Raw genomic sequence first — 23,632 nt, 5'->3', positions numbered from 1 at the left:
GCAGCAATGACCGCTTCCAAAACCTGGCGCCCCGAGGCGGCGATGGTCCTCGGCGGCGGCCTTGGCAAACGCATGCTGCCGCTGACCAAGGACATTCCGAAGCCGATGGTGCGGCTCAAGGGCCGCACACTGATCGACCATGTGCTCGACCGGATTGCGGCTGCGGGCGTGCATCGCGCCGTCGTCAACGTGCACTATTGCGCCGACAAGCTCGAAGCGCACGTCAAACAACGCAAGCAGCCGGAAATCCTGATTTCCGATGAGCGCCAACAACTTCTCGACACCGGGGGCGGCGTCACCAAGGCGCTGCCGCTGCTCGGGAAGGAGCCGTTCTTGATTCACAACTCCGACTCGGTGTGGATCGAGGGTGTCGGCTCCAACCTGGAGAGGCTGTTCTCCTTCTGGAACCCCGACAGCATGGACAGCGTCATGCTGCTCGCATCCGCGGCGACGAGCCTCGGCTACGACGGCTCGGGCGATTTCGCCATGGACAAGGACGGCCGGCTGGTCCGGCGCGGCGAGCGGCAGATGGCGCCGTTCGTCTTCACCGGCGTGTCGATCGCGCACCCGCGCATGTTCGAGGGTGCGCCGCAAGGACCGTTCTCGATGAACCGGCTATGGGATGCCGCGATCGACAACGGACGACTGTTCGGCATCCGCCTCGACGGCCTGTGGATGCATGTCGGAACGCCGGAAGCCTTGATAGAGGCGGAAAGGTGGATCGAGAGTGAGGACGTGGCTTAAGAGCGGTGCGGATGGCGCCGGCCGTGACGCGGCCGAAGGCGCTCGCGTCTTCACCGTTCCGGCCGGGCGTCCATTCCTCGCCGCCGTCGCCAAGGCGATCCTCGAAGGCGATCTGCCTGCCGCCGGCGGCCGTGCGCCGAGCCCGCTCGAGCTGCCCGACATAACGCTGCTGCTGCCGACCCGGCGCGCCACGCGTTCCATGCAGGAAGCTTTCCTCGCGGCGGGCGGCGGACGGGCGATGACGCTGCCGCAGATCCGCCCGATCTCGGCCAGCGAGGAGGACGCAACGCTGCTCGCCGGCCTCGCCAGCCCCGGGGCGCTCGGCACCGACGCGCTCGACCTTCCCCCCGCGGTGAGCGAGGTCGAGCGGCGGCTGGTGCTGACCATGCTGGTGCAGCGCTGGTCGCAGACGATGCGCCGGGATGCGGGCGACGCGGCGCACCTCGGCACGCACGCCGCGGCGGCGGGCGCCAACACGCCGGCGCAGGCAGCGCATCTCGCCGCCGAGCTGGCGCGGCTCATGGATATGGTCGAGACGGAGAACGTGCCGCTCGACGGTCTCGCCAAGCTCGTGCCCGACGAGCACTCCGAGCATTGGCAGAAGACGCTCGAGTTCCTCAAGATCATTACCGCGTTCTGGCCCGAGCATCTCGCGGAGAAGAAGCTCCTGTCGCCGGCGGCGCGGCGTAATCAGGCGATCTTGGCCGAAGCCGAGCGGCTGACGAAATCTGCCTCGAAGGCGCCCGTCATTATTGCCGGCGTTACCGGATCGGTGCCGGCGACGGTGGAGCTGATGGCGGCGGTGGCGCGGCTGCCGAACGGAGCCATCGTGCTGCCGGGGCTAGATCTGCATCTCGACGACACGAGCTGGGCGGCGATCGGCGAGCATCCCGAGCATCCGCAGTTCGGCTTCCACAAGCTGTTGAAGGCGCTTGGCGCCGACCGTGCGGACGTCCACGTGCTGACGGGCGCCGAGCTGTCGCCGGAACAGAAGGACCGCGAGGCGCTAGTCGCCGAGACCATGCGACCCTCAGGCAAGACCGGGCTGTGGCAGCAGTACATTGCCGGTGCCGACCGCGCGGCGGTGCGGCGCGCGCTTTCGAACGTCAGCCTGATCGATGCACCCTCGGCGCAGGACGAGGCGGAGACGATCGCCCTCATCTTGCGCGAGGCGGCAGAGACGCCGGGGCGTACGGCGGCACTTGTCTCGCCGGACCGCTTGCTGGCGCGGCGTGTCGGCGTGCGGCTCGAAGCGTGGGGCATCCGCGTCGACGATTCCGCCGGCCGCCCGTTCGCCAAAACGCCGCCGGGCACGTTCCTCGACCTCGTCATTGCCGCGGCGGCGGAGGATTTTACGCCGGCCGCCACGATGGCGCTGCTGAAGCATCCGCTAACGCGCCTCGGCCTCGACGCCTTCGTTGTGCGCCGCGCCGCCCGCGCGCTGGAGATCGCCGCGTTTCGCGATGTCTACCTCGGCCGCGGCCTCGACGGCATCGCCGACGCGCTCATTCGCGCCGAGGAGAACGTCGGCACGGGGCGGCGGCGGCAAACGGCGGCACGCCGCCTGTGGCCCGCCGACTGGGAGGGCGCGCACGATCTCGTCGCCCGCCTACAGAAGGCCTATGCGCCGCTGCTCGCGGTCTTCCGCCACAAGGGCGAGCAGTCGCTGCAAGCCATCGCCGCCGCGCACGTCGCCGCGGCGGAAGCGCTGTGCGCCTTGCCCGAGACGGAAGCAACGGAGGCGGGCTCGCCGCTGTGGCTCGGAGAAGCCGGCACGGCGGCAGCGAGCTTCTTCACCGGACTCATCGATCCGAACTTGCCGGCGCTGCAGGTGACCGCCCCCGACTATCCCGACCTCTACCGCAGCCTCATCGTCGGCCAGAACGTGCGCACGCGCGTCGCCGTGCATCCGCGCCTATCCATCTGGGGGCCGTTCGAGGCGCGCCTGCAGCAGACCGACGTCATCATTCTCGGCTCGCTCAACGACGGCACCTGGCCGGAGGCCGCCGACCCGGGTGCCTGGCTCAACCGGCCGATGCGCCAGGAGCTCGGCCTGCCGTCGCCCGAGGAGACGATCGGCCACGCGGCGCACGATTTCACCTCGCTGCTCGGCGCCGAGCGCGTCTACATCACCCGTGCCGAGAAGATCGACGGCGTGCCGACGGTGCCCTCGCGCTGGCTGATGCGCCTGCAGGCGCTGCTGGCGGGTCTGGAATTGAGCGACGCGCTGCATCCCGATCAGCCGTGGCTCGGCTGGGCGCGCATGCGCGATCACGTGCAGCGCAGCCCGCGCATCAGTGCACCGGAGCCGCGCCCGCCGCTCGCCCTGCGTCCGCGCCGCATGAGCGTGACGCGCGTCGAGACCTGGCTGGCGAACCCCTACGCGATCTTCGCGCAGACCATCCTCGGATTGGACAAACTGCCCCCGCTCGGCGCCGACCCGAGCGCGGCGCTGCGCGGCAACGTCGTGCACGACATCATGCGCCGCTTCGCCGAAGCATTTCCCGACAAGCTGCCGCCCGACGCGCACGCCGCGCTGATGCGCCTCGCCCGCGAGGTGCTGGAGAACTACGTCCGCAATCCGCGCGTCGCCGCCTTCTGGCTGACGCGCTTCGAGCGCTATTCCCAGTGGTTCGCCGACAGTGAGCCGGGGCGGCGTTCGAACGTCCAGCGCGTCCTGCCGGAGGTTTCGGGGCAGCTGGTCATTCCGGCGCCCGCCGGTCCGTTCACGCTGTCGGCACGCGCCGATCGCATCGACCTCACCGAGCGCGGCATGGTCATCACCGACTACAAGACCGGCAGCGTGCCGAACGACCGGCAGATCGCCGCCGGCATGAAACCGCAATTGCCACTCGAAGCGGCGGTCGCGCTCGGCGATGCGGGCTTTGCCGGGGTGCCACGCGTGCCCGTCGCCGGCCTGCGCTACGTGCGCGCGACGGGGGCCGAGCCGCCGGGTGAGGATCGCTTGGTCGCCGCCGGCGACATTGCGGATCTCGCCAGCGAGGCCCTCGCCAAGCTTGCCGACCTCATCAAGCACTTCGACAACGAGGCAACGCCCTACAAGGCCCTGCGCCGGGCGCGCTTCGATTACGACTACGATGACTATGCGCACCTGGCGCGCGTCGCCGAGTGGTCGGTGCCCGGCGAGGACGAGGTGACGATCGTATGAGCCTCCGCCGCCCAGAGAGCGATCTGGATCGCACGAAGCGTGCGCAGCGCGACGCTGCCGACCCGCGCGCGTCGGTGTGGGTTAGCGCCAACGCCGGCACGGGCAAGACGCACGTGCTGACCCAGCGGGTGCTGCGCCTGATGCTCGCCGGCACCAAGCCGGAGCGTATCCTCTGCCTCACCTACACGAAGGCTGCCGCCGCCGAGATGGCGAAGCGCGTGTTCGATACGCTTGCCAAATGGGTAACGGCGGCGGACGCCCCGCTCGCGGCCCAGATCGCCGAGCTGTGCGACCGGCCCGTGACGATGGAGGAAGTGGCCTTCGCACGCACGTTGTTCGCCGTGGCGATCGAGACACCCGGCGGCCTCAAGGTGCAGACCATCCATTCGTTCTGCGAGCGCCTGCTGCAGCGCTTCCCGTTGGAGGCGGGCGTCGCGCCGGGCTTCACGGTGCTCGACGACATGACGTCCAAGGTGCTGCTGCGCGAGGCGATCGACGCAACGTTGATGGAGGCCACCGGCGGCAGCTCAGACAAGCAGAAGCGGGCGCTCGAAGCGGTGATCCCGTACGCGGCCGAGGACCGGTTCGACGAGGTGTTGCGCGCCGCGCTGGCCGAGCGCCGCTGGCTCGACAGCGCCGTGCGCATCGACTTCGGCGATCACGCCGACGAGCTGGCCGGGCTGGAGGCCGCCTACCGCAAGAGCTTCAAGGTCCGCGCTGACGTCGCGCTCGACGACATCGTCAGCGACATGGCCGACGTGGTCAGCGACGCCGACCTCGCGCGGCTCAAAGGAGCATTGAGCAGCGGCGGCAAAAGCGATCAAGAGTTGGCCCACAGCATCGGCGAGGCATTGGCCGCAACGTCGAGTCCCGCGCGCGCCGCAGCGCTCGAAGATTATTTCTGCACGGCCAAGGGCGCGCGCACCCGGCTGATGACCAACGCCGTCAAGGCGGAGTATCCCGACCTCGACGCGGCGTTCGGCACGGCGCAGCTGCGCTTCACCGCACTGCATGAGGAACGCCGCGGTCTGCGCGCCATCGTCGCCACCATCGCCTTGCATCGCCTCGCCGGTGCAGTGCTGCAGCGCTACACGCTGGCAAAGGCGCGCCGCGCCGCGCTCGACTATGACGACCTGATCTCCAAGAGCGTCTACCTGCTCAGCGGCCAGGATCTCGCCGCCTGGGTGATGTTCAAGCTCGACCGCGGCATCGACCACATCCTGGTCGACGAGGCGCAGGACACAAGCCCCGAGCAGTGGCAGATCGTCGAGTCGCTGGCGCGCGAGTTCTTCACCGGCACCGGCCAGCAGGAGGTCGCGCGCACGCTGTTCGCCGTGGGCGACGAGAAGCAGTCGATCTACTCGTTCCAGGGCGCCGCGCCGCATCAGTTTGCGGAGATGGGCGCTCGCTTTGAAAAGATGAGCGGCAAGGAGAGCTGGCGGCGCGTTCCCCTCGATTTGTCGTTCCGCACCGTCGCGCCGGTGCTCGGCGCCGTCGACCGCGTGTTCGCCGATCATGGACGCACGCCGGGCCTCTCGACCGAGGGCGCGATCGTGCGCCACGCGGTGCACCGATTGGGGCATGGCGGCGTCGTCGAGATCTGGCCGACCGAAGTGCCCGACTCAGACACTAGCGCCGACCCGTGGCTGCCCCTCGACGAGAAGACCGGTCGCGCCCCGGCCGAGCGCCTCGCCGATCGCATCGCCACGACGATCAAGCGCTGGTTCGACAGCGGCGAGATGCTCGCCTCCGAGGGCCGGCCGGTGCGCGCCGGAGACATTCTGATCCTCGTGCGCAAGCGCCGCCCGTTCGCCGGACCGATGGTCGCCGCCCTGAAGATGCGCGGCATCCGGGTGGCCGGCGCCGACCGCCTGCGCTTGAGCGAGCAGATCGCCGTGGAGGATCTGCTGTCGCTGGGCGATTTCCTCACCCTGCCGGAGGACGACCTGGCGCTGGCCGAGGTCTTGAAGAGCCCGCTGATCGGGCTCGACGACGACGACCTTCTGTCGCTAGCGGCCGGGCGCAAGGGCACGCTGTGGAAGGCGCTGATCGACAATGCGGGCGGCAACCCCGGTTACCGGGTGGCGGCCGACACCCTGAAGCGCTGGCGGGCGCGCGCCGACTTCGTGCCGCCGTTCGAATTCTTCTCATCGATCCTCGACCGCGAGGGCGGCCGCGCCAAATTTCTTTCCCGGCTCGGCGCCGAAGCGGCGGACCCGATCGACGAATTCCTCAACCTGGCGCTCGGCTACGACGATGCCGAAGCGCCGTCGCTGACCGGGTTCCTCGCGTACCTGCGGGAAGCCGACCGCGAGGTGAAGCGCGATATGGAGCATGGGCGCGACGAGGTCCGGGTGATGACCGTGCACGGCGCCAAGGGCCTCGAGGCGCCCATCGTGTTCCTTCCAGATACCTGCTCGACGGCGACGGGTGGCCCGATCACGTCGCTGCTCGACATCGAAAACCTGGAGCTGCCGCAGGTCATCGACGGGACGCCGTTCGTGTGGAGCGTCAAAGGCACGAGCGGACACGCCGCGATCACCGCCGCGAAACGCGTGCGCACCGAGCGCGAGACGGAGGAGCGCAACCGCCTGCTCTACGTCGCCATGACGCGCGCGCGCGACCGGCTCTATATCGCCGGGTTCGAGGGCAAGGCCGGCCAATCCACTGGCTGCTGGTACGAGCTGATCACCGGCGCGCTGCGTGGCGACATGCAAGAAGCGGACGGCGCCGACGGCAGCCGTGTGTGGCGCACGGTCGAGCCGCAATCGACCCCGGCGAAGCCGCGCGATTCAGCCCATAAGCAGGACGCGGCGGCAGCGCAGCTGCCGGCGTGGGCCACCAGCGCCGCGCCGCGCGAGGTCTCGCTGTCCATTCCGCTGGCACCGTCGCGGCTCGAAGCCTATGCGCCGGACGAGAGTGGCGATCCCCTCCCCACGCAACCTGCCCGCCACCGCCCGACCCAGGACGAGCCGCCGCCACCCTCCCCGGCGGGGCAGACGGGCGACAATCGCTTCCTGCGCGGAACGCTGACGCATGCGTTGCTGCAGCACTTGCCGGCGCTGCCGTCTGCCGGCTGGGAGAAGGCCGCGCGCGGCTTCCTCGACCTGCGCGGCGGCGCCCTGTCGAGCGCCACCCGCAAGGGCATCGCCAAGGAGACGCTGGCGATCCTCACCTCGGCGGAGTTCGCCCCCCTGTTCGGGCCGCAGAGCCGGGCCGAGGTGCCGATTGTCGCCGTGATCCCCAACCCGCACGGCAAGGGTCCGCCGCTCAAGCTCACCGGCCAGCTCGACCGCGTCGTGGACCTCGGCCACGAGGTTCTGATCGTCGACTACAAGACCAACCGGCCGCCTCCCGCCAAGGTAGAACAGGTTGCAGCGGCTTATTTATTCCAGCTCGCCGCCTACCGTTTGGCCCTGCGCGAAATTTATGCAGGCCGCCGCGTCAAGACGGCGCTGCTCTGGACGGACGGCCCGCGCATCATGCCGATCCCTGATTTGCTGTTAGACGAATTTACCGGTCGGCTCTGGGCGCTGGACGTTAGTCACCTTGACGCTAGCGGGCCGCATTCCTAACTTCCGCGTCGAAGAGGTGTCGGCCGCCGCCAGCGGCCTTAGCACCTCGAAAGGAGAAAAACACGATGGCAAACGCAGTGTCCGACAGCACCTTCGATCAGGAGGTTTTGAAGTCCACGGAGCCGGTTCTCGTGGACTTTTTTGCGGAGTGGTGCGGCCCCTGCAAGGCCATGGCCCCGGCGCTGGAGCAGGTCGCCAAGGAGATGCAGGGCAAGGTCAAAGTCGTGAAGCTCGACGTCGACCAGAACCCGGGCGTGACCGGCAAGTACGGCATCCGTGCCATGCCGACGCTGATCCTGTTCAAGAACGGGCAGGTGACGGCGCAGCACACCGGCGCGCTGGTGCAGAAGAAGAAGCTCGAGGACTGGATCAACACCTCGGTCGCCTGAGCCCGGTCAGGACTGCAAGGTTTCAAAGGCCCCGTCCCGCGCGGGGCCTTTTCGTTGGCGGCGGCGGCCAAAAGTGCTGGTAAGCTCGAGATGGAAGCGAACGGGGAAACAACCATGCACGGGCTTTCGACGGCGCTGCGACGGGCGCTTGGCACGCTTGCTTTCATCGTCATCGGCAGCAGCGCGGCGTGGGCGCCGGGCTCGATCACGCTCGACGACGTGATCGAGCAGCTTCAGGACCAGGAGAAGCTCACCGCCGAAATCTTCGCCGAGCTCAAAGCGCAGAACCTCAAGGCCGAGGAGGTGATCTGCGTCGGCTCGCGCTTCGGCGGCCAGTGGCGCAACCTGGGCGGCGCGCGGGCGGTGCCCTTCGAGTGCGAGATCGGCAAGAAGAAGCTCGCCATCGAAGGAACGGTGCACATCTACGACGACGCCGGCAAAGAGCTCGACATGAACGAGGACGCGTCGTTCGAGCACGCGGCCGAATACCGGCAGGCCGACATCACCTGGAAGTGGCAGTAAGGGCGCTGCTGCGAGCTCACTGGCTGTGTCCCGCTTCACCAAACAGCTTGCTAAAGCTGGCATAGACTCCGGCCTGCGCCGGGTGACGTGTGTGGGGCGCCCTGATCGCCCTATTCCGTCATCCCGACGGGGATCGGGATCCACGCAAGTCACCGCATTCTCAACCAGAGTTAGTCAGTCTCGCGGGTGAGCGGCACGAAGCGCACGGGCACGATCTGCTCGTTGATGGTCGTGCCGTCCGCCTTTTTCTGAACCACCATCAGCTCCTGGAACAGCGTGCCAACGGGAATGACCAAGCGGCCGCCGGGCTTCAGCTGGGCGATAAGCGCGGGCGGAACGTGGTCGGGCGCGGCGGTCACGATGATGGCGTCGAACGGCGCCGCCTCGGGCCAGCCGCCGTAACCGTCGCCGGTGCGGGTTTGCACGTTGCGGTACTTCAGGCGCTTCAAAGTGCGGGCCGCCTGGTCGGCGAGGCGGTCGACGATCTCGATGGTGTGGACGTCGCCCGCGATCTCGGCGAGGACCGCCGCCTGGTAGCCGCAGCCGGTGCCGATCTCCAGAACCTTCTCGCCGCCTTCGAGCCGGAGCAGATCGGTCATCAGCGCCACGATGTAGGGTTGCGAGATGGTCTGCCCCTCGCCGATAGGCAGCGGCCGGTTGCGGTAGGCGGCGTGACGATGCTCGGGGGGCACGAACTCGTGGCGCGGCACCTTCGCCATCGCGGCGATGACGCGGTCGTCGAGCACCGGCCGTCCGACTTCCCCGGCCGAACGGGCGATATGCACGATCTCGTCGATCATGCGTTGGCGCTCGTCGGCGCGGAAATCATGCGCGGAAGTCATGCCGGGGGGCCCGATCAGCGACAGTGCCAGCAGTAGAGGCGGCAGCAGCGAGCGCCGCAAGCGCCGCCTGCCCGGCCCGGCAGAAATTTGCGCCAGCGACGCATGCAATCGCCGATTCATCATAATTCCACCACGCGGGCGCGGCCTTCTGGCGGCGGATCATAAGCCGAGGGAGTAAGTTATGGTGTTTCAGCGTAAGAGCGAGCCGAAGACCCTCACCGTCGTTCCAGCCGATGTCACAGCACTATCCCCCCACGCCGGTTCGGGCGTGAGGATGGCGGAATCCGTCATCGGCAAGGATATGTCCATCGAGGGGCAGTCTATCACCGTGCGCTGTAAGGGGTCGCTGCGCGTCAACGGCGCGATTGCCGCCGATCTGCACTGCACCGAGCTTGTCGTTGGCGAGGAAGCCGTCGTGAACGGCTCGATTGCCGCCGACACCGTGCGCGTGTTCGGCCAGGTGCAGGGGGCCATTCTCGGTGCCCACGTGGTCCTGCATCCAAGCGCCCAGGTGGAGGGCGACATCCACAGCCAGTCGCTGACCATCGAGCAGGGCGCCAGCTTCGACGGCCGCTCACGCAAGGTGACCAACGCCGCCGAGGTCGCACCGCAGCTCGAGAACCCCGAGACGCAGGCCCACGCCTACGGCTGAGCTTGCAAGTCGCTCATCCTCGGCTTGCGGCCGAGGATGACAGTTGAGCGAAGCCGCGGTCAGGCGGCCTCGCGCTTCCCGTTGATGATATCCCAGGCGATGTTGATCTGGCGGATGCGATCCTCGCGCATCAGCCGGTCGTCGTCGTCGCGCGCATGGTCGGGGTGCCAGCTCATGCGCAGCGCATCGACGATCTTCTTCAGCACGCCATCGCTGACCTCGGCATTGACGCCAAGCACCTCGTAGGCCTCGCTCGTGGTGCGCGGCAGCGTCGTCGGCTTCTTGGTGCCGGCCATGCTCGCGACCGCGCTGTCGACGATGCGGCTGATACGCTCCAATTCACGCACGAGCGCGCGGAACTGCGGCGCCGACTTCTCCAGCGGCTGCTCGCCCTTGGCCGCAAGCTTCTCGATGTTGGCGAGACGCTCGCGCACGTGGCCGAGCTCGCCCTGCAGCACCTCGCGCAAGGGGCCTGCGCCTTTGAGCTCGCGTGCCGCCGCCTCGGTCTGCTGCAAAAGGGCGGCGACCGCAGCGGAGGCGTTGGCAACGTTGAGGTCGCGGCGTGCCAGGCTGAACGAGACGGCCGGCGTCCGGCGCCCATAGAGAAGCGGGGCAAAGCGCATGGCGAGCAGCACGACGACGACGACCGCGGAAGCGGTGACGGCAAGCCACGCCCAGGTACGCGAGCCGGTGATGTCGGCACGCACGGCGGGCGCGGCATCGGGGCCGGCGCGCACCACGGTGATCCAGTCGTCGCCGGCGAGATTAGGCTCGAGCGCCGTCTCGAAGGACGGGCGCTCGGCGCGCGGCTCCAGCGTGGCGTCCGGGTCGGCCTTGGCGAGGACGATTTCCCCTTCGCTCATGGAAACCTGCGTCATCGACGGAGCGAGCGACGCGATCTCGAATTCGTCGGCGGCGGCGCCGACCATCAACCTGGCACCAAGCTCGCCGACCGGGGCATACCCCCCGGGGAGCACCAGATGCTCGAACACGGCGCGGCGCGACCACGGCAAGCAGTCGCCCGTCAACACCACATTCCGATCGAGCCGGGCCGCCTGCGTACCAGGGCAGGGCGACGGACTATCGAGCGCACCGCCCGTCGGCATCACCAGGTTGAGCTGGCCGTTCTCGATCCAGGCGCGGTTGGCGGAGGTGCTGCGCATGGCGGCGGCAATGCGCATCCAATCGACCGACGTGCCGGCGCAGGAGACCGTGAACCGGTGCACCATCACCGTGCGGCAGCCGGCGCCGTTCGGACGGGTGCAGGTGGTAACGGTCTGCTCCTCACGCGCCCCGACGATGCGGTAGCTCGTCTCCGCCGCAGGGGAGAGATGGATGTCGCCTCCCTCCAGCGAACAGTCGAACGGCATAACCAGCCGCTCCCGAGCCTCCACTGGAAAAAACGGTAAAACGCCCAGGCTGATCGCCCAGAAAAAGCGGGAAACACCACGCACCGCTATGCCCTCTCATGTTGGTACGCACGCTTTTGTTCTTATGGTGAACAAGGGCGCGACTGTGGCGAAGAAGCGGCTTGTCCACGCAAACATTTAGTTGGCTATCGCACTTGTCTTGACATTCTCGCTCGCCGATTTGGGACCGGCGGAATCCGCTGCCACAAGGGCGCCCCAAAATTGCCGGGCGCCCCGGCGAAGTCTCGACAATCCAAGTGCTTCCACCATAGAAGTGCCTGGGCGCGCGGATGCCATCGGGAGACGCGCGAAGGTGGCATTCGCCCGCGTTGCGTGATGAGGGGAGCCCGACCATGTCTTCAGCCGACGTGCAGGCGCCGCCCGCCGCCGGAAGCTTTTTCTCCCGGACGAACGGCGAGCCCGTTGCCGAGAGCAAAGCGGAAGCGGTCTCAGCCTTCGATGCCGTGATGCCGGAGAGCGCGCGCGGCAAGGAGCGCTTCATTCCCGTCACGCGGTTTGCGCTCCTCGACCGACTGACGTCGCCCACCGCTTGGCCGGCCGGGCAAGCCAAGGAGGCACGGCGCTTCTTCCGCTATCTCGATCACTGGCGCCGGCAGCAGTACAACGCCCAACTGAATGTGCTCGAGGAAACCTACGAGCCGTTCAGCCCCGACAGCGACCTGCTGATGACGCGCGCCTTCACTCCCGAAGAGCGCGACGTGATGCAGGCGCGCGTCGTTGACGGCATGCAGCGCATCCTTCAGCAAGCCAACTACGTCCATATCGACCACAAGGACGTGGCGCAGGTTCTGACGCGCGATTCCGCCTATGGCCTCGACCTGCACGTCGACCTCAATGTGTTCGACGAGGTGCTCCTGTTCTACCGCGGCGCCTCCTCCAAGCGTGACCTGCGGCGGCGCTGGCAGAAGTTCTATCTGCGCGAACAGTTCGACGTGCCGATCTTCCAGCGGCTGTTCGTGCTGTTCAAGCTGAAGCCGTTCGACAAGCACGTCCGCGAGGTGATGCAGGCCCAAAACCTCTCGCGGCGCGACGCCGAGAAGCAGGTGAAGCGAGCCCGCGATGGCGTTCCGCCGCAGATGAAAGAAACTTGCATCTATATGAAGCTGTTCAAGAACATCCCGAGGAGCGACCTCGAGATGGTGTTCCCGAACACGCGCGTGCGCTTCCGCTTCTACGACAAGCTTCGCCTCGGCGCGACCGCCAGCGGCGGCCTCGGCCTCGGCCTGTTCGGCGCGGCCGGCAAGATCGCACTACTCGCGACGAACCCCATCGCCGCGCTCGGGGCCATGGTCGGCCTCGGCGGCATCGCCTTCCGCCAAAGCGTGAACTTCATGAACCAGAAGCAGCGCTACATGGTGGTGATGGCGCAGAACCTCTACTTCCACGCCATGGCCGACAATCGCGGCGTCATGCTGAAGCTCGCCGCGCGCGCCGCCGAGGAGGACATCAAGGAGGAGATGCTGCTGTACGCCGTGCTCACCAAGGAGAACGCGCGCCGCCAGGACATCCCCGACATCGACGCGGCGATCGAGCAGTATCTCGCCGCGAGCTTCGGGGTCAGTGTCGACTTCGACATCACCGACGCGCTGGAGCGGCTCACCGCCGACGGTCTGGTGATCGAGCAGCCGGACGGACGGTTCCTGACGATGCCGCCGAAAGCGGCGGCGCAGCATATCGACCAGAAGTGGGACCTGTTCCTCGACGAGCTACCCGATCCGATCAGTGCCGAGGGCATGGAGTTCGGCGGCGGGGAGCCGCCCCTATCACCGCCCACGGCATGACCCGCCTCCAACGCTTCGCGCAAGAGGCGCAGCTCTAGCTCGATGACCAGCACCAAGCTCTCCGTGCGTGCCACCGACCTCGGCGTGGCGCAGGCGATCGAGGCCGCGCTCGCCGCCGCCGATCCGGCGCTCGACGCGGTGACGCTGTTCGAGGACGGCCCCGGCGCCTGGCGGGTGGAGGGCTATTCGCAGATTCGTGCCGATGCGGACGCCGCCGCGCAGATGGTGGCGGCGGAGGTGGCCGATGCGCTGCCGCTGCAGCTGGAGGATGTCCCCGACCTCAACTGGGTGGCGATCTCGCAGGCGGCGCTGCCGCCGGTGATCGCCGGCAGGTTCGTCGTGCACGGCAGCCATGATCGCGGCCGGATACCGTATGGGCCCCGGGCGATCCTCGTCGATGCGGGCGAGGCGTTCGGCACCGCCCACCACGGCACGACGCTCGGCTGCCTGCTGGCCATCGACGGGCTGGCACGCAATGGCGGCATCGGCCGCGTTCTCGATCTCGGATGCGGCTCGGGCGTGCTGGCGATCGCCGCGGCGCGGGCCATGCCGCGGGCGCAGGTCATGGCCTCCGACAACGATCCGATCGCGGTGGACGTGGCGCGGGCCAACGCCGACGCCAATGGCGCGCGCCGCATCGTCACCGCCTGCGCAATGGGCCTCGAGCATCCCTGGCTGCGTCATGCAGCCCCGTTCGACCTGATCATCGCCAACATCCTCGCCGGGCCGCTGCGCATGCTGGCCGGCGATGTCGCCAGGGCGGTGCGCCCGGGCGGCCACGCGGTGCTGTCGGGCATCCTCAATCCGGAGGCGCCGGCGGTGATCGCCGCCTATGTCGCGCACGGCTTCCAGGTACTGAAGCGCCGGCAGATCGGCGACTGGACGACGCTGACCCTGCGCCGCCGGGCTTGAGTTGTGTAGGCGCTGCTGTGTGGTCGGGCGCAATGCGAATTGCCCGCTCCCGCCAAGGCGCTTAAACAAGCTGCCATGTTTCAGACCTTCGAAAACCAGGCGGAGCGCGGCGCCACACCAGCTCGCCTGAAGGAGCTGCGCCGCCTGATGGCGGCCGCGAAGCTCGACGCCTATCTCGTGCCGCGCGCCGACGAGTTCCAGGGCGAGTACGTGCCGGAGTCCGCGGCGCGGCTCAAGTTCATCACCGGTTTCACCGGCTCGGCCGGGCTGGCGGTCATCGGCAAGAAGACGGCGACGCTGTTCGCCGACGGCCGCTACACGGTGCAGGCGCGGGCCGAGGTCGAGCCGGGGCTGATCGAGGTATCGAGCGTCCCGCGCGCCAAGCTCGGCGATTGGCTGGCCGAGCATGCCTCGCGCGGGCACCGGATCGGGTTCGATCCGCGGCTGCATACGGTGGCCGAGGTGGAGCGGCTCACGGCGGCGCTGAAGCCGCACGGCATCAAGCTGGTGCCGACGAACCGCAACCTCGTCGACCGCGTCTGGGGGCGCGCGCGCCCGCCGGCGCCGAAGAACCCGGTCGCGCTGCACCCGCTGAAATTCGCGGGCCGCGCGGCGCAGGAGAAGATCGCCGACATTCAGAAGGCCTTGAAGACCGACAAGCAGGACGCGGTGGTGCTGACGCTGTCCGACAGCGTCGCCTGGACGTTCAACATCCGCGGCTCCGACATCCCGCATACCCCGGTGGCGCTGGCGTTCGCGATCGTCCCGGCGACGGGCAAGCCGGAGCTGTTCGTCGGCGCCGAGAAGCTGGAGCCGGCGGTTCGCAAAGAGCTCGAGACGTTCGCCAAGATCAGCGCGCCGGAGGGGCTGGCGGCGCGGCTCAAGGCGCTGCGCAAGGCGGGCAAGCGTGTGCGCATCGATCCAGGCGCGGCGGGGTACTGGTTTGCCCGCACGCTCGGGCCCAAGAGCACGGTGCGCGGCGGCGATCCGAGCATCGCCATGAAGGCGATCAAGAACGCGGCGGAGATCAAGGGCGCCCGCGCGGCGCATCTGCGCGACGGCGTGGCCATCACCCGCTTCCTCGCCTGGCTCGACACGGCGGCGGCCGACACGCTCGACGAGATCGAGGCGGTGCGGCGGCTGGAGGGATTCCGCCGTGCGACCAACCAGCTGCGCGAAATCTCGTTCGACACCATCTCCGGTAGCGGCCCCAACGGCGCCATCGTCCACTACCGGGTCTCGGAGGCGACCAACCGCAAGCTCAAGCCAGGCGAGCTGTTCCTGATCGACAGCGGCGCCCAGTATCTCGACGGCACCACCGACATCACGCGCACGGTCGCCATCGGCAAGCCGACAACGGAGATGCGCGAGCGCTTCACGCTGGTGTTGAAGGGGCATATCGCCGTCGCGTCGGCGCGCTTCCCCAAGGGCACGCGCGGTATCGATCTCGATCCGTTCGCGCGCCGCGCACTGTGGCAAGCGGGGCTGGACTACGACCATGGCACCGGCCACGGCATCGGCAGCTACCTCTCGGTGCACGAAGGGCCGCAGTCGATCTCGCGCGCCGGAATGGCAGTGCTGGAGCCCGGCATGATCATTTCCAACGAGCCGGGGTATTACAAAGAAGGCGCCTACGGCATTCGCATCGAGAACCTGGTGCTGGTCACCGATCTGGAGAAAATGCCGGGCGCCGACCGCGAGACGATGGGCTTCGAGACGCTGACACTGGCGCCGATCGACCGGCGGCTGATCGTGAAGGAAATGCTTTCGCCCGACGACGTGGCGTGGCTCGATGCCTATCACGCACACGTCGCCGCGGCGCTCGGCCCCGAGCTCGACGACGAGGCGCGCGGCTGGCTGCAGGCCGCCACCGCACCACTGTAGCCGCCACGCGCTTTCAAGCCGTACGTCACGCGCCGGCGGCGGAGCGAACTGGCGGCACAGCAAGGCGCTTCCGAATGATCTCCGGCGTCAGGCCGAAATCCTCCAGCGCGTAGGTGTGCTTGCCGTGCTTGTCGCTGGGGTTCTCAGCCAGCCACTTGCTCATGCGCGCTTTCAGCGAAGCATCGGCCGGATAGCCGAAGCGCTCGTAGATCGACACTGCCATCGCCGCAGGATCGCGCACCAGCTCGTCATACTCGACATGCAGTATCTGATCGCGGGGAACGACGTGCATCGCCGCGCGCCCGGCGGCCTCGCAGTTCTCGGCAAGGTCGAGAACGAACTCGGCGATGGTGGGCAAATCGTTCTTATCGGAGGTCATGCCCCACATCACGGCTGTGAGACTGCACAAGGACGGCACGGTCTTCAGCGGATCGCGATGCGTATTGACGATGCGCGCGTCGGGGTACGTCTCCAGCAGGTGCTTCAGGCCCGACAGGTGGTTGGGGCACTTCAGCACCCAATGCTGGTTGGGGTTGAGCCATTGCAGCGCCTGTAGCTGCCGCTTGTGCATGCGGTAGCAGTCGGCGTGGGCGCGATCATCCCACCAACGCCAGTAGCTCGGGACGTTGGCGAAGTCGAAGCCGGGCGGCACGAGGAAGTGGTTGCGGAAGAGGTGATAGCACTCCTCCGGATCGTCGATCGCGATGGGATGGATCTTGTTGAACTCCTCCCCCACCCAATTCAGCAGCTTGAGGCGGTTCTTGGCTTCGCGGTAGCGGCCGTCTTTGCCGCCCTGGTGATTGCCGACCTGGCGCGGATAGGGCGTGTAGCCCTCCCAGAACGGCAGGTAGCGGGCGCCGGAATGCAGCGACAGCAGCCGCTGCAGGAGGGTCGTGCCCGTACGGGCGAGACCGAGCACGAACAGCGGGCGGCGGATCTTTTCATCGAGGATCTGCGGGTAGCGGGCGATGAGATCCTCGAGCGCCAGCGCGTTGTCCATGCTCTTCAGGAACTGGCCGCGAATGACGAGCGCGCCGAACAGCGACAGGTCGGCGTCCTGGCTGTTGAAGCCTTCGGCGCGCGGCGGCAGCGCCCGCTTGAGCTCCGGCGTCCAATTGTTGCGCTTGTACTTCTTCTCGGTGGCGCGCATCTGCCGGTCAACGTCGACTCGCGGCCATAGCCCGAGGGATTTAACCAAAGGGCCCAGGGTGTTGAGGAGGCGGAAGGGGAGCGGAGGCCCGAGGCGTATCCCGGACGATAGGCGGCGTCTCCTCAGCATTGTGGCTCCCTGTCGTTGGCGCGATGTCCCCCCGCTAAGTAGGGACTTGGCGCGGTAATACTAGCTGGCAACTAGCCGCGATCGGCCACCCCGGTCAATTGCAACCATTGTTCCTCGTCGAGTATGGCGACCCCAAGTTCGCGTGCCTTGGAGAGCTTGGAGCCGGCATCGGCGCCCGCGACGACGTAATCGGTCTTTTTCGATACCGAACCCGCGACTTTCGCCCCCAGGCGTTCGGCTTGGGCCTTAGCCTCGCCGCGCGTCAGGAGGGTGAGGGTGCCGGTGAAGACGACCGTCTTGCCGGCGACCGCGGAGGTCGAATCGACCGCCTCGAGTGGCTGCGGGGCCACTTCCCTCAGGAGCTCGTCGACAACCCTGACGTTGTGCGGCTCGCCGAAAAAGTCGGCGATGGCCTCGGCCACCACCTCGCCGATGCCCTCGATGTTGTCGAGCTCCTTGAACGCCTCGCTGTCCTTGCCGGCCGCGGCATCGATCATCGACTGACGGAAGTGTTCGATCGAGCCATAGAAGCGGGCGAGCAGCTTGGCGGTCGTCTCGCCGACGTGGCGGATGCCGAGCGCATAGATGAAGCGGTCGAGCGCGATGGTGCGGCGGGCGGCGATGGCGTTGAACAGCTTGGTCGCCGACTGCGGCCCCCATCCCTCCCGCTCCTCCAGGCGCTTCACGGAGCGAGCGTCGCGAGCAGCCAGCGTGAAGATGTCGTCCGGCGACTGGATGAGGCCGTCGTCGTAGAACGCCTGGATGTTCTTCTCGCCGAGCCCCTCGATGTCGAAGGCGTTGCGGGAGACGAAATGCTTGAGGCGCTCGACGCGCTGCGCCGGGCAGATGAGGCCGCCGGTGCAGCGGCGCACGACATCGACCTTGCCCGTCTTCTCGTCGACCTCGCGCACCGCGTGGCTGCCGCACGCCGGACAGAGCACGGGAAATTTGTACGGTTTGGCTCCCTTCGGCCGCTTGTCGGCGACGACCCCGACGATCTGCGGGATGACGTCGCCGGCGCGCTGCAGGATCACCGTGTCGCCGATGCGCACGTCCTTGCGGGCGATCTCGTCCTCGTTGTGCAGCGTGGCGTTGGTGACGACGACGCCGCCGACGGTCACCGGCTCTAGGCGGGCGACGGGGGTAAGCGCGCCGGTGCGACCGACCTGAATGTCGATGCCGTTGAGAACGGTCATCGCCTGCCGCGCGGGGAACTTGTGGGCAATGGCCCAGCGCGGCGAGCGCGAAACGAAGCCCAAGCGCTCCTGCAAATCGAGACGGTTCACCTTGTAGACGACGCCGTCGATATCATAGGGCAGCTTCGCCCGGTTCTCGGCCAGCTCCTCGTAGTAGGCGATGAGCTCATCCGTGCCATTGCAGACGCGCGCCGCCTTGTTGACCGGCAGCCCCCATTTGGCGAATGCCTCGTCGACACCCGACTGCGTATCAGCGGGCAGCGAGGACGCCTCGCCCCAGGCGTAGGCGAAGAAGCGCAAGGGCCGCGACGCGGTGATCGACGTATCGAGCTGGCGCAGCGAGCCGGCAGCGGAGTTGCGCGGGTTGGCGAACACCTTGGCCCCGCTCGCCGCCTGCTTCTCGTTGAGGCGTGCGAAGTCGTCGCGCGTCATGTAGATCTCGCCGCGCACGTCGATGATTTCGGGGATCTTCTTGCCCTTCAACTGGTGCGGGATCTCGCGGATGGTCAGCACGTTCTTGGTGACATTCTCGCCTTCGGCGCCGTCGCCACGGGTCGCCGCCTCGACGAGCGTGCCGTCCTGATAGCGCAGCGAGATCGACAGGCCGTCGATCTTCGGCTCGGCCATGAAGGCCAGCGGGGCGTCTTCGCCGAGCTTGAGGAAACGGTGCACGCGCTGGACGAAATCGGCGACGTCCTCGGCATCGAAGGCGTTGCCGAGCGACAGCATCGGCACGCGGTGCTTGATTTTGCCGAAGCCCTCCACCGCAGGCGCGCCGACGCGCTTCGACGGACTGTCTGGCCGGACGAGCTTGGGGAAGAGCGCCTCGATGGCGTTGTTGCGCCGGCGCAGGGCGTCGTACTCGGCGTCGGAGACCTCCGGCGCATCCTGGCGGTAGTAGAGCTCGTCGTGGTGGCGGATGAGGCCGGCCAGGCGCTTCAGTTCGGCCTCGGCCTCGGCCCGCTTCAGCGCGTCGACCGGCTTCTCGCTGGGGTCCTTGTCGCTCATGCCGCCAGAAATATCGGATGCGGACGCTGAGGCAAACCGCGGCCAGCGCTCACGCACAGCTTCGCGGCGGCGCTGGCCCGCGTCACGTCAGGACTGCGGGCCGCCGAGCGAGGACGGCGGTACCGGTCCCTTCGGAGTGGTGGTCGCCGCCGGCCAATCGGGGGCGGCGGGCGCGGCCGGCGCGGGCTTGGTGGCCGCTGGCGGCGGCGGCGGGGCCTTTTTTGCAGGACCCTGCAGGACGTCGGTCATCCACGAGCCTTGGCTGACCTGCGGCATCAGACCCTGCTTCTGCAGCAGCGCGTAAGAGTCCTTGTACCACTGCGAGTTGGGGAAGTTGTGCCCCAGCACGGCGGTGGCGTTCTGCGCCTCGGGCGCGATGCCCAGCGACAGGTAGGCGGCGGTCAGGCGGTAGAGCGCCTCCTCGACGTGCGCGGTGGTCTGGTACTCGGTCACGACCGTCTTGAAGCGGTTGATGGCGGCGATCTGGTTGCCCTTGTCCATGTAGTAACGGCCGACGTTCATCTCCTGCGCGGCGAGCGTGTCCTCGCACAGGCGGATCTGGTTGTCGGCCTTCTGGGCGTAGGTGCTGTCCGGGTAGCGCGTCTTCAGCGTCCTGAGCTGGGCGAGCGCCTTGCGCGTGGCATCCTGGTCGCGGTCCGGCTGCTTCATCTCCTCGAAGTAGGACTGCGCGATGATGTGGTGGGCGAGCGGCGCTTCCTTGGTGCCGGGGTGCATCGTCGTGTAGCGCTCGGCCGAGGCGATGGCCTCGGGCAGCTTGCCGGCCTTGTAGTAGGCGTAGGCGGCCATGACGATGGCGCGGCGCGCCTCGGGCGAGTACGGATGCTCGCGGTCGACGTCCTCGAATTTCTTGGCGGCGTCCTCGAAATTGCCCTTCGCCTGCAGCGCGTCGGCGTCGGCGAACATCTTGCTCGGCGGATCTGGATTGAGGGCGCGGACGGCATCGTTGGAGGCGCATGCGGCCAGCAGCCCGGCGAGGGCGCACAGCGCGAGCACCTTGGCAGCGTGGCGCGAAATCGAGCCGGCTTTGACTTTCCCCACGTGCGGCATCCGCCTGCTTTCGTTGGACGCTCGCGGCCCCCGAGACCTCACGCGTCGAACCACCCCTAGCACATACTACGCTGGCCGCGATACCGCGGCCAATCGCTCGTACACCGCCCTCTCGGCTAGGCGATGATTATGGTTGTTATGGGACTAGGAGCGCTTCCTGAGACGGTGTGTGACCGGCGCGCCGCTGCCCAAAACGGCAACGCGGCCCGAGAGGGCCGCGCGCATTTGCCGAGCGATTCTTTTAGCCTTATTCCCCGGCGGCGATAGCGTAAGCCGAGAGGTCGACCTGCGGCTTGGTCTCGCGTACCCGCGGGCCCTGCACGACGGTCCAGGCGTCGGTGTCGGCGAGGAGGGCCTGCACCACCAGCGAGTTCATGCGGTGGCCGCCCTTCACCGAGCGGTAGGCGGCGAGCAGCGGCTTGCCGGCCAGCGCCAAGTCGCCCACGGCGTCCAGGATCTTGTGGCGCACGAACTCCTGCGGATAGCGCAGGCCTTCGCGGTTCATGATCTTGTTGTCGCCGATGGCGATGGTGTTGGTGAGGTTGGCTCCGAGCGCGAGACCGGCTTTCCAGAGTCTCTCGACGTCGCTCATGAAGCCGAAGGTGCGGGCCCGGCAGATTTCGGTGCGGAACACACCCGGGCTCATCTCGAAGGAAAGGCGCTGCTTGCCGATCAGCGGCGTCGGGAAGTCGATTTCGACGTCGAGGTGGAAACCGGAGTGGGGAACAAGCTCGCCCCAGCTCTCGCCTTCCTGCACGCGGATGGGCTTCAGTACCTTGATGTAGCGGCGAGGCGCCGCGAGCTCGCGGATGCCTGCCTCGTCTATCAGATCAACGAAGGGAGCAGCGCTCCCGTCCATGATCGGCACTTCCTTGCTGTCGATCTCGATGATGCAGTTGTCGACGGCGAGACCGCGCAGGGCGGAGAGGAGATGCTCGATGGTGCCGACAGTGATGCCGGCATCATTACCGATGACTGTGCACAGCGTCAGGTTCTTTACGTAATCGACGCTGGCAGGAATTTCCGCGACCACGCGACCGCGTTTGGTGACAAGAAAACGGAGCCCAGTGTCGGCAGCTGCAGGATGCAGAATAACCGAAACTGGCGCTCCGCTGTGGACCCCCGTCCCTGTCACCTCGATCTCGCGCGCGATCGTGGTTTGTCGCGCGCCGATGAATCGATTCGACATATGCGCCCGTCCCTCGATGACCTTCGGCGATCAGCCAGTGTGTCCTGGCGACCACCACCCCCAACATTGTTCGCGTCCCAAATCGCGATAACCGTTAACTTGCCGGGGCGTCGTTTCGAGCTGCGCCCTTGGTAGTGCAGGGACTTAGCGAACGCTGTCGTTAACAATCGAACGATACGCTGAGCCTAGCGGGACAGCCAAATCACGGTTTCTTACGATGTGTTACCGCGGGGGTACAGGCCGCTTTTAGCCCATTTTACTGCGCTTTTTCGCAGTGGGGGGCGCTACTTGCTCTGCCTGTTGAAGAACTCCGGCAGGGGGGCCCTGTCGTCCTGGTCGTCCTGCCTCTGCGAATCACGCTCGGCGGCCCACCAGTCGTCCGACGACGAGTTCGACATGCGACGCGGATCGGGTGCGGCATTGCTCGTCGGCGGGTCTTCCATGTCTTCGCCACGCGCCCGACTGATGATCCGCTGGAGGATGCCGCGCCGCTGGCCGCCCTCAGGCGACGGCTGCTGGGGCGGCTGCGGCGGGTTGGACGGCGCCGCGTGTCCCGCCTTGGCGCGGTATTCGCGCTGCGCGACCGGCGGGAAGTCGCCTACTTCGGGCATGCGGCGCGCGCCGCGGCGCAATTCGGCGGGCGGTGCCGGGATAAAGTGCCCGGTCGGCTGATTGGCGGACTCCGCGGTTGGCGCGGCTGGTCCCTGCGGACGGCCCGCCCACTGCATGTGCGCGAAACCTTCCTCGATGACGACGTTGCCGGGCGCGCGCCAGACCTCGCGCGACCCTTGCCGCTCATGTGCGTCGCCTTCCGAGCCGATCGCTTCGCTCAGGCGGCGCTGCATATCCTCGTCCTGCTGCGGCGGCGGAGGCGGCGCATAGTTGCGTTGCATCTCCTGATGACGCGGCGCTTGCGGTGGCATCTGCGCGGGAGCACGGGCCGCACGCTGGCGCGGATCGCCGTGGGCCGGCATCGGCGCCAGCTCGCCCTGGCGCATCATGCCCGACGCGACGATCGACACGCGCACGCGGTCGCCGAGCGTTTCGTCGAAGGTGGCGCCGACGATGATGTTGGCTTCCGGATCGACTTCCTGGCGCACGCGGCTTGCGGCCTCGTCCACCTCGTAGAGGGTGAGATCGCGGCCGCCGGTGATCGAGAGCAGCAGTCCGCGGGCACCCTTGAGCGAGACGTCGTCGAGCAGCGGATTGGCGATCGCCTCCTCGGCGGCGACCGAGGCGCGATTCTCGCCCGAGGCTTCGCCGGTGCCCATGACGGCCGACCCCATGCCGCTCATCACGGTGCGGACGTCGGCGAAGTCGAGGTTGATCAGGCCTTCCTTGATGATCAGGTCGACGATGCAGGCGACGCCCGAATAGAGGACCTGGTCGGCGAGGACGAAGGCCTCGGCGAAAGTCGTCTTCTCGTTGGCGACGCGGAAGAGGTTCTGATTGGGGATGACGATCAGCGTGTCGACGTGCTTGCGGATCTCGCCGATACCGACCTCGGCGATGCGCATGCGGCGCGCGCCCTCGAAGTGGAACGGCTTCGTGACGATGCCGACCGTGAGGATGCCGAGCTCCTTGGCGGCGCGGGCGATCACCGCGGCGGCGCCGGTGCCGGTGCCGCCGCCCATGCCGGCGGCGATGAACACCATGTGCGAGCCGGCGATCTGGGCGCGGATCTCGTTGATCGCCTCTTCCGCCGCGGCCTCGCCGATCTCCGGCTTCGAGCCGGCGCCGAGACCCTCGGTCAGGTTGACGCCGAGCTGCAGGCGATGCTCGGCGCTCGAGGTGGCGAGCGCTTGCGCGTCGGTGTTGGCGACCACGAACTCGACGCCGTTCAAGCCGGCGGAGATCATGTTGTTGATGGCGTTGCAGCCTGCGCCGCCGACGCCGATGACGTTGATGCGTGGTCTAAGGTCGGTAAGCTTTGGAAGCTGCAGCTTAATGCTCATCGCGTCCGCGCTCCTTGCACCCCGACCGAGCCCGTTT

General features: G+C 67.7%; 16 protein-coding genes. 9 read left to right on the top strand and 7 right to left on the bottom strand.

Translation table 11 applies throughout. The features are described from left to right. The first annotated feature begins 6 nt into the window (after nucleotides 1–6). The 5 genes from GIW81_RS14185 (at nucleotide 7) to GIW81_RS14165 (ending at nucleotide 8,399) form a co-directional block, all read left to right on the top strand. Nucleotides 7–744: a nucleotidyltransferase family protein gene (locus GIW81_RS14185; protein ID WP_154740025.1), complete on the top strand. Its 738-nt coding sequence runs from the start codon at nucleotides 7–9 to the stop codon at nucleotides 742–744. Next, nucleotides 728–3,913, top strand: a complete 3,186-nt coding sequence (addB, locus tag GIW81_RS14180; RefSeq protein WP_324615042.1) for a double-strand break repair protein AddB — start codon at nucleotides 728–730, stop codon at nucleotides 3,911–3,913. The genes GIW81_RS14185 and addB overlap by 17 nt, the downstream gene beginning before the upstream one ends. Next, the gene (gene addA / locus GIW81_RS14175) at nucleotides 3,910–7,488 is read left to right on the top strand and encodes a double-strand break repair helicase AddA (RefSeq protein WP_154740024.1); all 3,579 of its coding nucleotides are present in this window, start codon (nucleotides 3,910–3,912) and stop codon (nucleotides 7,486–7,488) included. Before addB ends, addA begins: the two co-directional genes overlap by 4 nt. A gap of 65 nt (nucleotides 7,489–7,553) precedes the next feature. Then, nucleotides 7,554–7,877, top strand: coding sequence for a thioredoxin (gene trxA / locus GIW81_RS14170; RefSeq protein ID WP_154740023.1), 324 nt, complete (start codon nucleotides 7,554–7,556; stop codon nucleotides 7,875–7,877). A gap of 114 nt (nucleotides 7,878–7,991) precedes the next feature. After that, on the top strand, nucleotides 7,992–8,399 hold the full coding sequence (locus GIW81_RS14165; protein WP_154740022.1) for a hypothetical protein: 408 nt from the start codon (nucleotides 7,992–7,994) through the stop codon (nucleotides 8,397–8,399). 170 nt (nucleotides 8,400–8,569) lie between these two features. On the opposite strand, the gene GIW81_RS14160 is transcribed toward GIW81_RS14165, so the two are convergent. Then, complete coding sequence (locus GIW81_RS14160; RefSeq protein WP_154740021.1) at nucleotides 8,570–9,361, bottom strand: protein-L-isoaspartate(D-aspartate) O-methyltransferase; 792 nt, start codon at nucleotides 9,359–9,361, stop codon at nucleotides 8,570–8,572. A 61-nt stretch (nucleotides 9,362–9,422) separates the two neighbouring features. Here GIW81_RS14160 and GIW81_RS14155 point away from each other — a divergent pair, with 61 nt between their 5' ends. After that, on the top strand, nucleotides 9,423–9,893 hold the full coding sequence (locus tag GIW81_RS14155; RefSeq protein ID WP_154740020.1) for a bactofilin family protein: 471 nt from the start codon (nucleotides 9,423–9,425) through the stop codon (nucleotides 9,891–9,893). Nucleotides 9,894–9,952: 59 nt separating this feature from the next. Here GIW81_RS14155 and GIW81_RS14150 read toward each other — a convergent pair whose 3' ends face one another. After that, nucleotides 9,953–11,263, bottom strand: a complete 1,311-nt coding sequence (locus GIW81_RS14150) for a J domain-containing protein (protein WP_154740019.1) — start codon at nucleotides 11,261–11,263, stop codon at nucleotides 9,953–9,955. A gap of 392 nt (nucleotides 11,264–11,655) precedes the next feature. Here GIW81_RS14150 and GIW81_RS14145 point away from each other — a divergent pair, with 392 nt between their 5' ends. The 3 genes from GIW81_RS14145 (at nucleotide 11,656) to GIW81_RS14135 (ending at nucleotide 15,900) form a co-directional block, all read left to right on the top strand. After that, nucleotides 11,656–13,104, top strand: coding sequence for a TMEM143 family protein (locus GIW81_RS14145; protein WP_154740018.1), 1,449 nt, complete (start codon nucleotides 11,656–11,658; stop codon nucleotides 13,102–13,104). 42 nt (nucleotides 13,105–13,146) lie between these two features. Beyond that, nucleotides 13,147–14,016, top strand: coding sequence for a 50S ribosomal protein L11 methyltransferase (locus tag GIW81_RS14140; RefSeq protein ID WP_154740017.1), 870 nt, complete (start codon nucleotides 13,147–13,149; stop codon nucleotides 14,014–14,016). 75 nt (nucleotides 14,017–14,091) lie between these two features. Next, entirely contained in the window at nucleotides 14,092–15,900 is a 1,809-nt protein-coding gene (locus GIW81_RS14135) for an aminopeptidase P family protein (protein WP_154740016.1), read from the top strand. A 25-nt stretch (nucleotides 15,901–15,925) separates the two neighbouring features. Here GIW81_RS14135 and GIW81_RS14130 read toward each other — a convergent pair whose 3' ends face one another. The 5 genes from GIW81_RS14130 to ftsZ form a co-directional block, all read right to left on the bottom strand. Continuing rightward, nucleotides 15,926–17,050, bottom strand: a complete 1,125-nt coding sequence (locus GIW81_RS14130; protein ID WP_195930577.1) for a sulfotransferase family protein — start codon at nucleotides 17,048–17,050, stop codon at nucleotides 15,926–15,928. 200 nt (nucleotides 17,051–17,250) lie between these two features. Beyond that, a complete protein-coding gene (gene ligA, locus GIW81_RS14125) occupies nucleotides 17,251–19,383 on the bottom strand; it encodes an NAD-dependent DNA ligase LigA (protein ID WP_154740014.1) in 2,133 nt (710 codons plus the stop codon). 87 nt (nucleotides 19,384–19,470) lie between these two features. Further along, nucleotides 19,471–20,442 carry an outer membrane protein assembly factor BamD gene (locus GIW81_RS14120; protein WP_324615041.1) on the bottom strand — a complete coding sequence of 324 codons (972 nt, stop codon included), beginning with the start codon at nucleotides 20,440–20,442 and terminating at the stop codon, nucleotides 19,471–19,473. A gap of 256 nt (nucleotides 20,443–20,698) precedes the next feature. Beyond that, on the bottom strand, nucleotides 20,699–21,640 hold the full coding sequence (lpxC, locus tag GIW81_RS14115) for a UDP-3-O-acyl-N-acetylglucosamine deacetylase (protein ID WP_154740012.1): 942 nt from the start codon (nucleotides 21,638–21,640) through the stop codon (nucleotides 20,699–20,701). 284 nt (nucleotides 21,641–21,924) lie between these two features. Further along, the gene (ftsZ, locus tag GIW81_RS14110) at nucleotides 21,925–23,595 is read right to left on the bottom strand and encodes a cell division protein FtsZ (RefSeq protein ID WP_154740011.1); all 1,671 of its coding nucleotides are present in this window, start codon (nucleotides 23,593–23,595) and stop codon (nucleotides 21,925–21,927) included. Nucleotides 23,596–23,632: the final 37 nt, after the last annotated feature.

It is taken from the genome of Hyphomicrobium album (genome assembly GCF_009708035.1).
Taxonomy (GTDB): domain Bacteria; phylum Pseudomonadota; class Alphaproteobacteria; order Rhizobiales; family Hyphomicrobiaceae; genus Hyphomicrobium_A; species Hyphomicrobium_A album.
This window is presented reverse-complemented; position numbering and strand designations above follow the sequence as displayed.

What these genes read in the sequence shown, in the direction of transcription:
- GIW81_RS14185 (WP_154740025.1), top strand. Translation starts at nt 7, where the DNA reads ATGACCGCTTCCAAAACCTGGCGCCCCGAGGCGGCGATGGTCCTCGGC.
- addA (WP_154740024.1), top strand. Translation starts at nt 3,910, where the DNA reads ATGAGCCTCCGCCGCCCAGAGAGCGATCTGGATCGCACGAAGCGTGCG.
- trxA (WP_154740023.1), top strand. Translation starts at nt 7,554, where the DNA reads ATGGCAAACGCAGTGTCCGACAGCACCTTCGATCAGGAGGTTTTGAAG.
- GIW81_RS14165 (WP_154740022.1), top strand. Translation starts at nt 7,992, where the DNA reads ATGCACGGGCTTTCGACGGCGCTGCGACGGGCGCTTGGCACGCTTGCT.
- GIW81_RS14160 (WP_154740021.1), bottom strand. Translation starts at nt 9,361, where the DNA reads ATGAATCGGCGATTGCATGCGTCGCTGGCGCAAATTTCTGCCGGGCCG.
- GIW81_RS14155 (WP_154740020.1), top strand. Translation starts at nt 9,423, where the DNA reads ATGGTGTTTCAGCGTAAGAGCGAGCCGAAGACCCTCACCGTCGTTCCA.
- GIW81_RS14150 (WP_154740019.1), bottom strand. Translation starts at nt 11,263, where the DNA reads ATGCCGTTCGACTGTTCGCTGGAGGGAGGCGACATCCATCTCTCCCCT.
- GIW81_RS14145 (WP_154740018.1), top strand. Translation starts at nt 11,656, where the DNA reads ATGTCTTCAGCCGACGTGCAGGCGCCGCCCGCCGCCGGAAGCTTTTTC.
- GIW81_RS14140 (WP_154740017.1), top strand. Translation starts at nt 13,147, where the DNA reads ATGACCAGCACCAAGCTCTCCGTGCGTGCCACCGACCTCGGCGTGGCG.
- GIW81_RS14135 (WP_154740016.1), top strand. Translation starts at nt 14,092, where the DNA reads ATGTTTCAGACCTTCGAAAACCAGGCGGAGCGCGGCGCCACACCAGCT.
- GIW81_RS14130 (WP_195930577.1), bottom strand. Translation starts at nt 17,050, where the DNA reads ATGCGCGCCACCGAGAAGAAGTACAAGCGCAACAATTGGACGCCGGAG.
- ligA (WP_154740014.1), bottom strand. Translation starts at nt 19,383, where the DNA reads ATGAGCGACAAGGACCCCAGCGAGAAGCCGGTCGACGCGCTGAAGCGG.
- lpxC (WP_154740012.1), bottom strand. Translation starts at nt 21,640, where the DNA reads ATGTCGAATCGATTCATCGGCGCGCGACAAACCACGATCGCGCGCGAG.
- ftsZ (WP_154740011.1), bottom strand. Translation starts at nt 23,595, where the DNA reads ATGAGCATTAAGCTGCAGCTTCCAAAGCTTACCGACCTTAGACCACGC.